The organism is Nocardioides sp. (genome assembly GCF_047607365.1).
GTDB lineage: Bacteria > Actinomycetota > Actinomycetes > Propionibacteriales > Nocardioidaceae > Nocardioides.
In genome coordinates this window covers 1-14141 of sequence record NZ_JASGDD010000155.1, presented here as the reverse complement: position 1 = coordinate 14141, position 14141 = coordinate 1, and the positions used below count along the sequence as shown (strand labels likewise).

At 72.5% G+C, this 14141-nt stretch carries 11 protein-coding genes and 1 pseudogene; 5 read left to right on the top strand and 7 right to left on the bottom strand.

Annotated features, from left to right (window positions below; all coding sequences use genetic code 11):
- Positions 1 to 192 (bottom strand): annotated as a pseudogene (locus QM572_RS12395) (EamA family transporter); the annotation flags it as partial.
- 94 nt (positions 193 to 286) lie between these two features.
- Between QM572_RS12395 and QM572_RS12390 the strand changes: the two are divergent.
- From QM572_RS12390 to QM572_RS12380, 3 genes are all read left to right on the top strand, one after another.
- The gene (locus QM572_RS12390; protein ID WP_415093526.1) at positions 287 to 1162 is read left to right on the top strand and encodes a LysR family transcriptional regulator; all 876 of its coding nucleotides are present in this window, start codon (positions 287 to 289) and stop codon (positions 1160 to 1162) included.
- 203 nt (positions 1163 to 1365) lie between these two features.
- Positions 1366 to 3201: a glycosyltransferase gene (locus QM572_RS12385; RefSeq protein WP_415093524.1), complete on the top strand. Its 1836-nt coding sequence runs from the start codon at positions 1366 to 1368 to the stop codon at positions 3199 to 3201.
- On the top strand, positions 3198 to 4406 hold the full coding sequence (locus tag QM572_RS12380; RefSeq protein ID WP_415093522.1) for an acyltransferase family protein: 1209 nt from the start codon (positions 3198 to 3200) through the stop codon (positions 4404 to 4406). The genes QM572_RS12385 and QM572_RS12380 overlap by 4 nt, the downstream gene beginning before the upstream one ends.
- A gap of 18 nt (positions 4407 to 4424) precedes the next feature.
- Here the strand turns inward: QM572_RS12380 and QM572_RS12375 are convergent, their stop codons facing one another.
- Positions 4425 to 5510: a formylglycine-generating enzyme family protein gene (locus QM572_RS12375; RefSeq protein WP_415093520.1), complete on the bottom strand. Its 1086-nt coding sequence runs from the start codon at positions 5508 to 5510 to the stop codon at positions 4425 to 4427.
- A gap of 130 nt (positions 5511 to 5640) precedes the next feature.
- Between QM572_RS12375 and QM572_RS12370 the strand changes: the two genes are divergently transcribed.
- Complete coding sequence (locus QM572_RS12370) at positions 5641 to 6078, top strand: SRPBCC family protein (protein WP_415093518.1); 438 nt, start codon at positions 5641 to 5643, stop codon at positions 6076 to 6078.
- 27 nt (positions 6079 to 6105) lie between these two features.
- Here the strand turns inward: QM572_RS12370 and metH are convergent, their stop codons facing one another.
- Complete coding sequence (gene metH / locus QM572_RS12365) at positions 6106 to 9840, bottom strand: methionine synthase (protein WP_415093516.1); 3735 nt, start codon at positions 9838 to 9840, stop codon at positions 6106 to 6108.
- 176 nt (positions 9841 to 10016) lie between these two features.
- Here metH and QM572_RS12360 point away from each other — a divergent pair, with 176 nt between their 5' ends.
- The gene (locus QM572_RS12360) at positions 10017 to 10865 is read left to right on the top strand and encodes a PAC2 family protein (protein ID WP_415093514.1); all 849 of its coding nucleotides are present in this window, start codon (positions 10017 to 10019) and stop codon (positions 10863 to 10865) included.
- Positions 10866 to 10921: 56 nt separating this feature from the next.
- On the opposite strand, the gene mshC is transcribed toward QM572_RS12360, so the two are convergent.
- The 4 genes from mshC to QM572_RS12340 all read right to left on the bottom strand — a co-directional run.
- Positions 10922 to 12178 (bottom strand): cysteine--1-D-myo-inosityl 2-amino-2-deoxy-alpha-D-glucopyranoside ligase, encoded by a 1257-nt coding sequence (mshC, locus tag QM572_RS12355; RefSeq protein ID WP_415093512.1) that lies wholly within the window; start codon positions 12176 to 12178, stop codon positions 10922 to 10924.
- A 30-nt stretch (positions 12179 to 12208) separates the two neighbouring features.
- Complete coding sequence (locus tag QM572_RS12350; protein ID WP_415093510.1) at positions 12209 to 12982, bottom strand: SCO1664 family protein; 774 nt, start codon at positions 12980 to 12982, stop codon at positions 12209 to 12211.
- The gene (locus QM572_RS12345) at positions 12972 to 13547 is read right to left on the bottom strand and encodes a DUF3090 domain-containing protein (RefSeq protein ID WP_415093508.1); all 576 of its coding nucleotides are present in this window, start codon (positions 13545 to 13547) and stop codon (positions 12972 to 12974) included. The genes QM572_RS12350 and QM572_RS12345 overlap by 11 nt, the downstream gene beginning before the upstream one ends.
- Positions 13548 to 14141 (bottom strand): MSMEG_4193 family putative phosphomutase (locus tag QM572_RS12340; protein ID WP_415093506.1); only part of this gene is annotated, 594 nt, incomplete at its 5' end.

Sequence of the window (14141 nt, the reverse complement as noted above, 5' to 3'; positions counted from 1 at the left end):
GCGGCCGAACGCCGACGGTCGCGGCCGGCCGATCGCGAGGAGCAGGACGCCCGCCCACGCGAGGCGCAGCCAGGCCGTCCCCTCGGCGCCGACCTGGTCGATGAGGCCGACCGAGGCCGCCAGGCCGAGCTGCACGCAGAGCATCGACCCGACCGCCATGGCGGCGCCGGCGCGGGCGGAGGGCGAAGACACGCGCACCAGTGAATCGGCCCAATCCGTTCGCGTCCACGTGATATTCATGCACATACCGTTCGCCAATCATGGACGGTTGGAGCAGAATCCGGGCATGGACCTGCGCCGCCTCCGTCTGCTCCTCGAGCTCTCCCGCCTCGGCTCGATGCACGAGGTTGCCGCCGAGCTCCACACCACCACCTCGACGGTGTCGCAGGGGGTCGCGGCGCTCGCCCGCGAGGTCGGCGCCGCGCTCATCGAGCCCGACGGCCGTCGCGTACGGCTGACACCGGCGGGGCGCCGGCTCGCCGACCATGCCGTGACGATCCTGGCGGCGGTCGACGCCGCCCTGCTCGACCTCGACCCGGCCGCCGAGCCCGCTGGCGTGCTGCGCGTGGCCGGGTTCGCCACGGCCATCCGGCGCTCCCTGCTCCCCGCCATCGACGAGCTCGCCCGAACCCATCCCGGCATCGAGGTCCGGGTGCACGAGCATGAGCCGCTGGAGGCCCTCGACCTCCTCGCCCGCGACGACGTCGACCTCGCGCTGGTCTACGACTACGACCTCGCACCGGCCTCGTGGCGGCCCGAGCAGGAGGCCACCCCGCTGTGGCGGGCCGAATGGGGCGTCGGCGTCCCCAGCCGCGAGCGCCGGAGGCCGCTCTCGGCCTACGCGGACCGGGAGTGGATCGTGAACTCGCGCCACACCGCGGACGAGCAGGTGCTGACCACGCTCGCGTCCCTCGCGGGCTTCGTGCCCCGGGTGGTCCACCGCATCGACAGCCTCGAGCTGGTCGACGACCTGATCCTGGCCGGACGCGGCGTCGCGCTCCTCCCCGTGGACCGGGAGCCGCGCACCGGCATCGCCGTGCGACCGCTCACGCCCACCACCCAGCTGCGCGCGTACGCCGTCACCCGTCGGGGCCGCCGGGACTGGCCGCCCCTCCAGGCGGTCGTCGCGCGACTCGCCGGGGTTACGCGATCGGGGCCGTGAGCCTTCCCACACGGCCTCGGCTTGAACGCCTTGGAACGTTCTCGGCATGGTGGAAGGGCACCCGGGCCTCAGAACGCGCCCCGACCTCCTCGTCGACACCCCGCCGTCTCGGAAGGCAACTGCCAATGTCCCTCGTGCCCACGTCCCTCCGTCTGCCGCCACCGAGCTCGCCGCCACCCGCAGGCCGGCCCGGAAGCGGCTCGGTGGTCGATCCCACCCAGGTGATCACGGCCGCCGCCGCTCCCCCGCGGCTGCGGCGGCCCCGCGAGATCGTCGCCGTGCTCGAGCCTGTGCTGGCCGCGCCCGACGACGCCAGCGCGTCGATCCCGGCCGACCCCGACGCCGTCCAGGAGGCGGCGACCCGGCTCACCCGGCACCTGCGGGCGGGCGAGGTGGTCGCCGCGACCGACGACGGCCGGCTCAGCATGCGGCTGCGTCACGACGACACCGCCGCTCGCCCGGTCCGGCTCCAGGAGATGGCCTACCACGCGATGGAGGTCCTCGACGACGTCACCGACCTCGGCGTCGGCTGGGCGCCCATCACGCGCAAGCAGGACGCCGTCGAGGCCGGCGAGCACGCCGCCGTCGCCGCCGAGGACTCCCTCGCGCAGCGGGACCTGCAGCCGCGCCAGGCGGGCCACCACCTGCGCCGCCGGACCCCGCGCATCTCGCGCTGGACGGCGGGCCACCAGATCCTGCTGGCGACCATCGGCAGCATCGTGCTGCCCTTCCTCGCCCTCGTCGGCCTGTACGCCGTGGGGCTGGACGTCTCGGGCGTCCTCTACTGGATCATCGTGGCGGCCTTCGGCATCACCAGCCTCTCGATCTGGGCCGAGTGCTCGCACGCCTTCGACCCGCCGCGTCTGCCCGAGGCGGACCCCGACACGCCCGCACCCCCGGCGACGGCCGTCATCGCGGCGTACCTGCCCAACGAGGCCGACACCATCGTCGAAACCGTGCACTCCTTCCTCGCCCAGGACTACGAGCCGGGGCTCCAGGTGCTGCTCGCGTACAACACCCCGGTCGAGCTGCCCGTCCAGGCCGAGCTCGCGGAGCTGGCGGAGCGCCACGAGCGGCTCACGGTGCTCGAGGTGCCCGACAGCACCTCCAAGGCGCAGAACGTCAACGCCGCATTGCGGGTCGCGACCGGCGAGGTCGTCGGCATCTTCGACGCCGACCACCACCCGATGCCCGGCGCCTTCGCGCGCGCCTGGCGCTGGATCCACGACGGAGCCGACGTGGTCCAGGGGCACTGCGTGATCCGCAACGGCGAGGACTCCGGGCTCGCCCGCCTTGTCGCGGTCGAGTTCGAGCAGATCTACGCCGTCGCCCACCCGGGGCGCGCCGCGCTGCACGGCTTCGGCATCTTCGGCGGCTCCAACGGCTACTGGCGCGCCTCCGCGCTGGAGCGGATCCGCCTGCGCGGCTCCTTCCTCACCGAGGACATCGAGGCCTCGATCCGCGTGCTCGCCGCCGGCGGCAGGATCGTCAACGACCCCGGGCTGGTGAGCCGCGAGCTCGCCCCCGAGACGGTGAAGGCGCTCTGGCGCCAGCGGATGCGCTGGGCACAGGGGTGGTTCCAGGTGTCGATCCGCCACCTCGGCGCGGTGCTCCGCTCCCCTCACCTCGGGCTGCGGCAGAAGCTCGGCGCGACCTACCTCCTCGGCTGGCGCGAGCTCTACCCCTGGATCTCGATCCTCACCTGGCCGCTCATCGGCTTCCTCGCCTGGCGCGACGGCGGGCTGGACATGTCGTCGCCGCTCTTCGGCCTGATCGCCCTCTTCGTCACCGCCTCCGGGCCGATCCAGACGCTGGCGGCGTACCGCCTCGCCACCCCCGAGCTGCGCCGCCACCCGTGGTGGTTCGTCCGGGCCGCGATCCTCAACCTGCTCGTCTACACCGAGGCCAAGAACCTCGTGAACCGGGTGGCGCACCTCAAGCAGCTGCGCGGCGAGCATCAGTGGGTGGTGACGCCCCGCACCGCCCAGAGCGCCGGCAGCACCGAATCCGATCCCGTCCTCGAGGAGGTCGCGGCATGAGCATCTCGACCGCCCGAGCCCTCTATCCCCTCGGCTGGCTGCGCGGCCTGGCCGCGCTGGCCGTCGTCACCTTCCACGCCTACCAGTGGAACCGCCAGCCACCGTCGTGGCAGTGGCCCTGGTCGGGCACCGCGCACCAGCTGATGCTCGGCACCGACCTCTTCGTCGACATGTTCTTCGTGCTGTCCGGGCTGCTGCTGTGGCTGCCGGTGGTCCGCGCGGCCACCGACGGTGAGACCGGTCCCTCCGGTCGCGCCGTCCTCGTACGCCGGATGGCCCGTCTGCTGCCGCTCTACGTCCTCGTCGTCACGCTCGTCTGGGCGATCAGCAACCCGGTGCTGCCGGGCCACTGGCAGGACCTCGTCCTCCATCTGACGTTCACCCACATCTACTCCGACCAGTACGTCTTCTGGACCGACGGGCCCGCCTGGTCGCTGGCCGTGGAGTTCCACTTCTACGTGCTGGTGGCCCTGAGCATCCCGCTCGTGGCCGCCGCGGCACGCCGGATCGCCAGCCCGCGGCGCCGGCTGGCCGTGACCGCGATCCTGCCCGTGCTGCTGATCGTGGCCACCGGCCTCTACCTGACCTGGGCCGGCGCGACGCACCAGGACCTCGCCAACTGGTCGGTGTGGTTCAGCCCGCTGACCCGCGCCGCCGACTTCGGCATCGGGATGCTGCTGGCCGTGGTCGCCGTCGCCGGTGTGCGGCTCGGCTCCGCGGCGCGCGGCGGACTGGCCGTGACCGGCATCGGCGCGCTGATCGCACTGGTGCTCACCCGCCCGGGCGACACCCTGGCCGGCGAGATGTGGCACCCGGCGTTCGCGCTGGCCATCGCCGTCGCCCTGGCCTCCATCGTGCTCCACGAGGGGCCGTGGCCGCGGATCCTCACGGTCGAGCCGCTCACCTCGCTCGGGGGGCTGGGCTACGGCATCTACCTCATCCACGAGCCGGTGATGCGCTACCTCGGCCACCTCGGCCTGCTCCCGGCCAAGCAGTCCGGCTGGTTCTTCCTCGTGACCGCCCTCATCGTCGCCGTGCCCGCCGTGGCGCTGGCGTGGGTGAGCTCCAAGACCGTCGAGGCCGCCGGCCTGCGGATCGCCGCCTCCATCGGGCGCGACGGCTCCGAGCGGGAGTACTACCCGCACCTGTCGGAGCCCGACCTCGCGCACGACGTGGAGGGCGAACGGAGCCCGGTCCCGGTCTGAGCGCCCCACCCGACCGGCTCAGGCGCGGTCGGCCGCGACCCGGAACCCAACGCTGTTGTAGCCGCCGCTCGGGTCGCGGCCCTCGCCGCGGTACGTCGTGGAGCAGCTCCGCGAGGTCGCGTACCACGACCCGCCGCGGACGGCGCGGACGGTCTTGCCCGCCTCGGCGCCGTTGGTGGAGACGATCTCGGTGCTGGTCCACTCGTTGGCCTCGCCGACCAGGTCGAGGTGGCCGTAGGCGCCGGTCGCGTCGGCGTAGCTGCCGACGGGCGTCGCGTAGCCGCCGCCGGCGGTGAGGGTGGCGTAGAGGTCGGTGTCGGTGAAGCCGGTGCCGGTCTCGTGGTCGACCCATCCCCTGACGCCTCCGTCGGCGGAGACGGACAGGACCGAGGAGAGCGCAACCCTCTCCCCGGCCCTGCTCGACCTTGCGACGTAGGTCACCTCGGTGTCGCCGTACTCCCTCAGCGCGTACGCCGCCAGGACGCCGTCGTAGGTGAACCTCGTCGTCAGCACCCCGCCGCTGTAGGAGGGCCGCCCGTCGGCGCCCCACGGGTAGGTGGTGTTCTCGCCCGCCCCCGTGGCGGCCACCTCCCACTCGGCCTCGGTGGGAAGCCGGTAGGCGAGCCCGTCGCCCGCGGCGGTGAGCCAGGCGCAGTAGGCCTCGGCGTCGGCGGCGGAGACCTCGAGGACGGGGTGGTCCTCCTTGCCCTCCGGCGGCGCGCCGTCGGTGAAGTACGCCGGCGGGTCGGTCCCGGTCGCGGCGGCGAAGGCGGCGTACTGCCGGTTCGTGACGAGGGTGCGCGCCAGGTGGAAGGCGGCGGCGACGCCGGTGTCGGCGGTGTCGCCGTCGAGGGGGCTCGCGAAGCGGTAGTCCGGTGCCGCCGGGACCTCGAGCATGTCGTCGGCGGTGGGGGTCGCGGACGACATGCCCGAGGTGCTCTCCGAGACCGAGGGCGCGGTCTCGCTCGGGGCGGCGGCAGCGCTGCTCGACGCACTCGCCGAGCTCGTGCCGCTCCCCGAGCCGCAGCCGGACAGGGCGGCGGCGAGGCCGCCGGCGCCCACCAGCAGGAAGCCGCGGCGCCCCGGCGCGGGCTGGCTCGTCATGCTTGCAATCTTGCGCCGACGCCTGTCGCCGCCGTGTCACCGTCGTGTCGAAACGGTATGAGCCGCGCTCCCGAGGACGTCGACCAGAGCCGCGGCGTGTGGCCGGCGCCGGCGTGGGTACCCACCGGCCATGAACGGAACCATCGCCACCGCGGAGGTCGAGATCTCCGCTTCACCTGCCACGGTCTGGGACGCCCTGACGACACCGGATCTGATCAAGGACTACTTCTTCGGCGCCACGGTCGAGACCGACTGGCAGCCGGGCAGCCCGATCACCTGGAGCGGCGAGTACGACGGGAAGGGCTATCAGGACAAGGGCGAGATCCTTGCCGTGGAGCCCGGGAAGTCGCTCCGGATGACCCACTTCAGCCCGCTGAGCGGCCAGCCGGACGAGCCGGGGAGCTACCACGAGCTCGACTTCACGATCACCGACGAGGGCGACTCGGTGAAGGTCGTGCTGGAGCAGGACAACAACCCCGACGAGGAGGCCGCCGGTCACGCGCAGGAGAACTGGCAGGCGATGCTCGACGGCCTCAAGAAGCTCGTCGAGTCCGGCGAGCGCGCTTGAGCCGGGCACAGCCCGGCCTGGGCGCGCTCAGTCCTCGGGGTCGTAGCCGAGGTTGGGGCTGAGCCACCTCTCCGCCTCGGCGAGGGTCCAGCCCTTGCGCTCGGCGTAGTCGGCGACCTGGTCGCGGCCGAGCCGGCCGACGACGAAGTACTGCGCGTCGGGGTGGCCGTAGTAGACCCCGGAGACCGAGGCTCCGGGCCACATCGCCATCGACTCGGTCAGCTCGATCCCGGTGTTCGCCTCCACGTCGAGGAGCGACCAGATGGTCTCCTTCTCGGTGTGGTCCGGGCACGCCGGGTATCCCGGCGCGGGCCGGATGCCGGCGTACCTCTCCGCGATGAGGTCGTCGTTGGTGACGCCCTCCTCGGACGCGTAGCCCCAGAACTCGGTGCGCACCCGCTGGTGCAGGCGCTCCGCGAACGCCTCGGCGAGCCGGTCGGCGAGCGCCTCGAGCAGGATCGCGGAGTAGTCGTCCAGGTCGTCCTTGAACGCCTGCACCCGCTCCGGAAGGCCGATCCCGGCGGTGACGGCGAACGCGCCGACGTGGTCCTCGGCCACCCCGACGGGCGCGACGAAGTCGCCGAACGACTTGTTGGCGACGCCGTCGCGGTGCTCGCCCTGCTGGCGCAGCGCGTGGAGCGTGGCGCGCGTCTCGGTGCGGGAGGCGTCGGCGTAGACCGCGACGTCCTCGCCGGTCGAGTTGGCCGGGAAGAGCCCGTAGACGCCGCGCGCCTCGAGCCAGCCCTCCTGGACGATCCGGTCGAGCATCGCCTGCGCGTCGGCGTAGAGCCTGCTCGCGGCCTCCCCCGTCGTCGGGTTGTGCAGGATGTCGGGGAAGCGCCCCTTCATCTCCCAGGCGTTGAAGAACGGCTGCCAGTCGATGAACTCGCGCAGCTCCTCGATCGGATAGTCCGCGAGCACGCGTACGCCGAGCTCGGCCGGCGCCGCGGGCACCTTGGTCCAGTCGAGGCGTGCCCGATTGCCCTTGGCAGCCTCGTAGCTCAGCTGCGGGCGCTCGGACTTCTGCGAGTGCCGGGCACGGAGAGCGTCGTAGTCGGTCTTGATCTCCGCCAGCAGCGTCTCGCGCCGCTGCGGGTGGAGCAGGGCGGCGGCGGTCGGCACCGAGCGCGAGGCGTCCTTCACCCAGACGACGGGGCCGTCGTAGGCCCGGTCGATCTTGACGGCCGTGTGGGCTCGCGACGTGGTGGCGCCGCCGATGAGCAGCGGCGTCGTAGAGCCGAGCCGCTGCAGCTCGGTGGCGAAGCCGACCATCTCGTCCAGGCTCGGCGTGATCAGGCCCGAGAGCCCGATGATGTCGGCGTCGTGCTCCGCGGCCGCGTCGAGGATCTTCTGCGCGGGCACCATCACGCCGAGGTCGATCACCTCGTAGTTGTTGCACTGCAGCACCACGCCCACGATGTTCTTGCCGATGTCGTGCACGTCGCCCTTGACCGTGGCCATGATGATCGTGCCGTTGGTGTCGGCGCCCGCCAGCGACGGGTCGGCGGCCTTCTCCTCCTCGATGAACGGGATGAGGTAGGCGACGGCCTTCTTCATCACCCGGGCGCTCTTGACCACCTGCGGGAGGAACATCTTGCCGGCGCCGAACAGGTCGCCGACGACGTTCATGCCGTCCATGAGCGGGCCCTCGATGACCTCGATCGGCCGGCCGCCGCGCCCGGCGATCTCGGCGCGCAGCTCCTCGGTGTCGGCCTCCACGAAGGCGTCGATGCCCTTGACCAGTGCGTGCGTGATCCGCTCGGCGACGGGCAGCTCGCGCCACTCCTCGCTCTTGGCCTCGGTCGCCTCGCCGCTGCCTCGGTGCGCCTCGGCGAGCTCGAGGAGCCGCTCGGTGGCGGCGAGGGAGTCGCCGGTCCGGTTGAGCACGACGTCCTCGATCGCGTCGCGCAGCTCGGGGTCGATCTCGCTGTAGGGCACCAGCGCGCCCGCGTTGACGATGCCCATGTCGAGGCCGGCCTCGACGGCGTGGAAGAGGAAGACCGCGTGGATCGCCTCGCGCACCGGGTTGTTGCCGCGGAAGGAGAAGCTCACGTTCGAGATGCCGCCGGAGACCTTGGCGCCGGGCAGGTTCTGCTTGATCCAGCGGGTCGCCTCGATGAAGTCGACGCCGTACGTCGCGTGCTCCTCGATGCCGGTCGCGACCGCGAAGACGTTGGGGTCGAAGATGATGTCCTGCGGGTCGAAGCCCACCTCGTCGACGAGGATGTCGTAGGCCCGCCGGCAGATCTGCTTGCGACGCTCGAGGCTGTCGGCCTGGCCGTCCTCGTCGAAGGCCATGACGACGGCGGCGGCGCCGTACTTGCGGACCAGGCGCGCCTGCGCGACGAACTTCTCCTCGCCCTCCTTCAACGAGATGGAGTTGACGATCGGCTTGCCCTGGACGTTGCGCAGGCCCGCCTCGATGACCTCCCACTTGGAGGAGTCGACCATGACCGGGACCCGGCTGATGTCGGGCTCGGAGGCGACCAGCTTGAGGAAGCGGTCCATGGCGGCGACGCCGTCGACCATCCCCTCGTCCATGTTGACGTCGATGACCTGGGCGCCGGCCTCGACCTGCTGGGCGGCGACGCCGATCGCGGTGTCGTAGTCGCCGTCCTTGATCAGGTTGCGGAACTTCGCCGAGCCCGTGATGTTGGTCCGCTCGCCGACGTTCACGAAGAGGGTCGAGGAGTCGATCTTGAAGGGCTCCAGGCCCGCGAGCCGCATGGCGGGCTGCTCGGCCGCCGGCGTGCGGGGCGCGAGGCCCTCGACCGCGCGGGCGATCTCGGCGATGTGCGCCGGCGTCGTCCCGCAGCAGCCTCCGACGAGGTTGACGAACCCCGAGGTGGCGAAGTCGTGGATCTGCGCCGCCGTGTCGGCCGGCACCTCGTCGTACTCGCCGAACGCGTTGGGCAGGCCGGCGTTGGGGTAGCACGACACGAACGTGTCGGCCACGCGGGACATCTCGGCGATGTAGGGCCGCATCTCCTTCGCGCCCAGGGCGCAGTTGAGGCCGGCGGCGATCGGCCTCACGTGGCGGATCGAGTCCCAGAAGGCCTCGGTGACCTGGCCCGAGAGCGTGCGCCCGGAGGCGTCGGTGATGGTGCCGGAGATGATGACCGGCCAGCGGCGGCCGGTCTCCTCGAAGAGCGTGAGCGTCGCGTAGATCGCGGCCTTGGCGTTGAGCGTGTCGAAGATCGTCTCGATGATGAGGAGGTCGGAGCCGCCGTCGACGAGGCCGCGCGCGGCGACGAGGTAGGCGTCGACGAGCTGCTCGTAGCTCACGTTGCGCGCGCCCGGGTCGTTGACGTCGGGGCTGATGCTGGCCGTGCGCGTGGTGGGGCCGAGGGCGCCGGCGACGTAGCGCGGCTTGTCGTCGGTGGCGAACTCGTCGGCGCACGCACGGGCGAGGGCGGCGGCCTCGTGGTTGAGCTCGTAGGAGAGATCGGCCAGGTCGTAGTCGGCCAGGGAGACCGCGTTGGCGTTGAACGTGTTGGTCTCGATGATGTCGGCGCCGGCCTCGAGATACTCCCGGTGGATGCCGGCGATGATGTCGGGCTGGGTGATCGTCAGCAGGTCGTTGTTGCCGATGAGGTCGCTGGGGTGGTCCGCGAAGCGCTCGCCGCGGTAGCCGGCCTCGTCGGGCCGGTCGCGCTGGATGGCCGTGCCCATGGCGCCGTCGATGATCAGGATCCGCTCGCCCAGGGCGGCCGCCAGCGCCTCCGTGGCGTCCGGACGCCACCGCCGCTCGGTCTCGCTCATCTGAAACTCCCTCCTGAGTGGAAGGCGTCCTTGCGTCCGCCATGCGATGGCGGGGCGCCGAGCGTGGCGGGTGCCGGCACCCGTTGCAACGCCCCTCGGCTGATCGATCCTACGCCCCGGGTGGCTGTCGGCGGGGATCGTGATCGCATCCTGAACAGCGCGGATAGGCTGGAGGGGTGATCGAGCTGGCACCCCTCCACGAGCTGCACGACGCCGTCGTGATCGCCGCGTTCGAGGGCTGGAACGACGCGGCGGACGCCGCCTCGCACGTCGTGGACCACCTGATGTCGGTGTGGAGCGCGCGGGTCGTGGGCGAGATCGACCCCGAGGACTACTACGACTTCCAGGTCAACCGCCCCCACGTCGGCCTCAACGCGGCGGGCATGCGCGAGATCACCTGGCCCACCACTCGGATCGCGATCGCGTCGCCTCCGGAGCTGGACCGCGACGTGATCCTCATCCGCGGGCTGGAGCCGTCGATGCGGTGGCGGCAGTTCTGCGACGAGCTGCTCGGCGCCGTGGAGGCGCTCGGCGGCTCGCTCGTCGTCACCCTGGGCGCGCTGCTCTCCGACACGCCGCACACCCGCCCGATCCCCGTGTCGGGCACGTCGAGCGAGCCGGAGCTGGTCGATCGGCTGAAGCTCGAGCTGTCCACCTACGAGGGGCCGACCGGGATCGTCGGCGTCTTCCAGGACGCCTGCGTGAACGAGGATCTCGCGTCGGTGTCCTACTGGGCCGCGGTGCCGCACTACGTCGCCCAGCCGCCGTGCCCGAAGGCCACCCTGGCGCTGGTGCACCGGCTGGAGGAGCTGCTGGAGATCTCCATCCCGCTCGGCGACCTGCCCGACGACGCCCGTGCCTGGGAGCGCGGCGTGGACGAGCTCGCCGAGGAGGACGAGGACGTCGCCGACTACGTCCGCTCGCTCGAGGAGGCCCGCGACACCACCGAGCTCCCCGAGGCCTCCGGCGAGGCCATCGCGCGCGAGTTCGAGCGCTACCTCAAGCGCCGGCAGGACGACGCCTGAGCGCGAGTGGGGCCTCTCCTGTCCCCCACTCGGGGTGAGGGGAGGCCCTACTCGCGTCAGAGGCTGAGGCCGAGGGCGGCGTCGAGGAGGGCGTGGATCGTGGCGGCGGCCGTCGGGTCGCCGGCGTCGGCGAGGCCGTCGGTGCCGAGGGTGGCGTCGACCCACTCCTGCACGATCTCGAGGGCCGCGGGGGCGTCGAGGTCGGCGGCGAGCACGTCGAGGACGTCCTCGACGACCGGCAGCGCGGGGGCTCCCGCACCCAGGGCGAGCGCGCGACGCCACTGGTCGAGGACGTCGAAGGCCGCGTAGAGCTCGGCGTTGGTCCACTCCCAGTCGGCGCGATAGTGATGCCGGAGCAGGACGAGCCGGATCGCCATCGGGTCGATGTCGCTGTTCCGCAGGGCCGAGACGAAGACCAGGTTGCCCTTGGACTTGGACATCTTCTCGCCGTCGTACGCCACCATGCCGGCGTGCGCGTACGCGCGGGCGAACGGCGTCGCCGGATAGGCCACCTGGGCGTGGCCGGCGCACATCTCGTGGTGCGGGAACACCAGGTCCGAGCCGCCACCCTGGACGTCGAAGGCGCCCCCGAGGTGGTCGATGGCGATCGCCGCGCACTCGATGTGCCAGCCCGGCCGTCCGGGACCGAACGGGGACTCCCAGGACGGCTCGCCGGGACGTCGTCCGCGCCAGACGACGCAGTCGAGCGGGTCGCGCTTGCCGGCCCGGGCGGGGTCGCCGCCGCGCTGGCCGAAGATCTCGAGCATGGCGGCCCGGTCCAGGTGCGACTCCTCGCCGAAGGCCGGGTCGGCGGTGACGCTGAAGTAGAGGTCGTCGCCCTCCTCGTCGCTGACGAGGTAGACCGAGCCCGCGTCCCGGAGCCGCTGGATCAGCGCGATGACGAGCGGGATCGACTCGACGGCGCCGGTGTAGTGGTCGGGCGGGAGCACCCGCAGCGCCGCCATGTCCTGGCGGAAGAGCTCCGTCTCGCGCTCGGCCAGCGCGACCCAGTCGACGCCCACCTTGGTGGCCCGCTCCAGCAGCGGGTCGTCGACGTCGGTGACGTTCTGGGCGTAGAGCACCTCGAGCCCGGCGTTGCGCCAGGCACGGTTGAGCAGGTCGAAGCCGACGTACGTCGCCGCGTGGCCCATGTGGGTGGCGTCGTAGGGCGTGATCCCGCAGACGTAGAGCCTGGCGCGCTCCCCCGCGTCCGGCACGACGGGCACCAGACCGCCGGTCGCGGTGTCGTGGAGGGCGACCTCCGGTCCTCGGACCGGAAGGTTCGGGACCTCGGGAGCACTCCACGATCGCATGGGCGCTGAGTCTACGGGCGGGCCTCCGCCTCAGAACGGGGGCCAGGGGATGGAGGGCCAGCCGGAGCCCGGGACCGGCAGCGCGGCGACCCGCAGCAGCCGGTCGGCACGCCTGGCGAGGGCGTCGACCTCCCCGACCGCCAGCCACCGCTCCAGCTCCTCGCGCAGGTCGCCGTCCAGCCCCGCCCGGAGGACGCGTACGCCGTCCAGCTCGTCGTCCGAGAGGGGCTCGCCCGCCCACCCCCAGAGCACCGTGCGGAGCTTGGGCTCGGTGTGGAAGCAGATGCCGTGGTCGATCGCGTAGCGGTGGCCGCCGGGCATCGCGAGCACGTGGCCGCCCTTGCGGTCGGCGTTGTTGGCGAGCACGTCGAAGAGCGCCATCCGCCGCAGCACGCCGGAGTCCTCGTGGACGAGGGAGACCGGGCGGTCGTCGTACCCGAGGCCGTCGAAGACGTGGCGGAATCCCGGCGGCGTCGCGCCGGCCTCGACGATCGTCACCGGCTCCTGCACCGGGTCGGGCTCGCACCACAGCTGCACCATGCCGGGTCCGCGCGGCCCCTCGCGGAGCACGGTCGGCGGCACGAGGTCCCAGCCCAGGAAGTCCGACAGCACCCAGGCGGCCACCTCGCGGTGGGCGAGGACGGCGTCGGGGAAGTCCCACAGCGGCCGCTCCCCGGCGATCGGCTTGTAGGCGACGTCCGTGCCGCCGACGCGGGCCTTGAAGGTGACGTTGGAGGCGTTGCCGATCCTGGCGGTCAGCTCCAGCTCACCGCCGGTGAGGACGGCGCCGAGGTCAGGGGTCACGCCGGCGGAACCCGTTGGCGCGCGGACAGAGATGGCCGTCGGCGTCGATCGGGCCGCCGCAGAAGGGGCAGGTCTCGCGGCCGGCGCCCACGACCTGCAGGGAGCGCTTGGCGAAGGCGCGCGCCGGGCCGGCCTCCAGCCGGACGACGAGCAGCTCCTCCGGCTCGGCCCCCTCCCCGTCGGCGTCCTCCTCCTGCGCGGCGGCGGGATCGCCGAGGGAGTCGTCGAACGGGTAGACCTCGATCACGACCCGCAGGTCCTCGACGTCCCACGACAGGGTCATGGTGCCCGCCCGGAACTCCTCCTCGATGGGCTGCTCCAGCGGCTCGTTGTCGACCAGGCCCAGCGGCGCCATCGCGGGGATGATCGTCGGCACGGCCCCGGTCACCTCGTCGAGCAGCTCGTCGATCCGCTCGGCCAGGAGCGCGACCTGCTGCTTCTCGAGGGACACGCTGACCAGTCGCCGGCCCTCGCGCGCCTGCAGGAAGAACGTCCGCGAGCCGGGCTCGCCGACCGTCCCGGTGACGAAGCGCTCGGGCGGGTCGAAGAGATGGACGACGGACATTCAGGCCCCCTTCCTCGTGGCGGGCTCGGGGCCGGCGCCACCGCCGACCGCGGGCGTGCCGGCGGACGGCGCCTTCGCCAGCCAGCTCAGGTCGCCGGCGTGGGTGTTGACCGCGAGGACCGAGCTCGCGTCGCCGTCGAAGCGGACGATCGACAGCGACGCGGGGTCCACGTGGAGCCGCTGGAAGCGGTCGAGCGGGAGGTCCAGCGCATGGGCCAGGACCGCCTTGATCAGGTCGCCGTGGCTCACCACCACCCAGACGGCGTCCTTGCCGTGCTCCTCGGCGACCTCGGCGTCGTGACGGCGTACGGCGGCGACGACGCGGTCGGACATCGCGGTCATCGACTCGCCGCCGGGGAAGACCACCTGCGACGGCGTCGCCTGGACGACCTTCCACAGCGGCTCGGCGGCGAGCTCGGCGAGCGGCCGGCCGGTCCAGGAGCCGTAGTCGCACTCCAGCAGCGCGTCGTCGGTCTCGATCGCCAGGTCGGGGCGGCCGGCGACGAGGGCCTCGGCGGTCGCGAGCGTGCGCTCCAGCGGGCTCGCGACCACCCGCGCCAGCGGGACGACCGACAGCCGCTCGGCCGCCCGGCG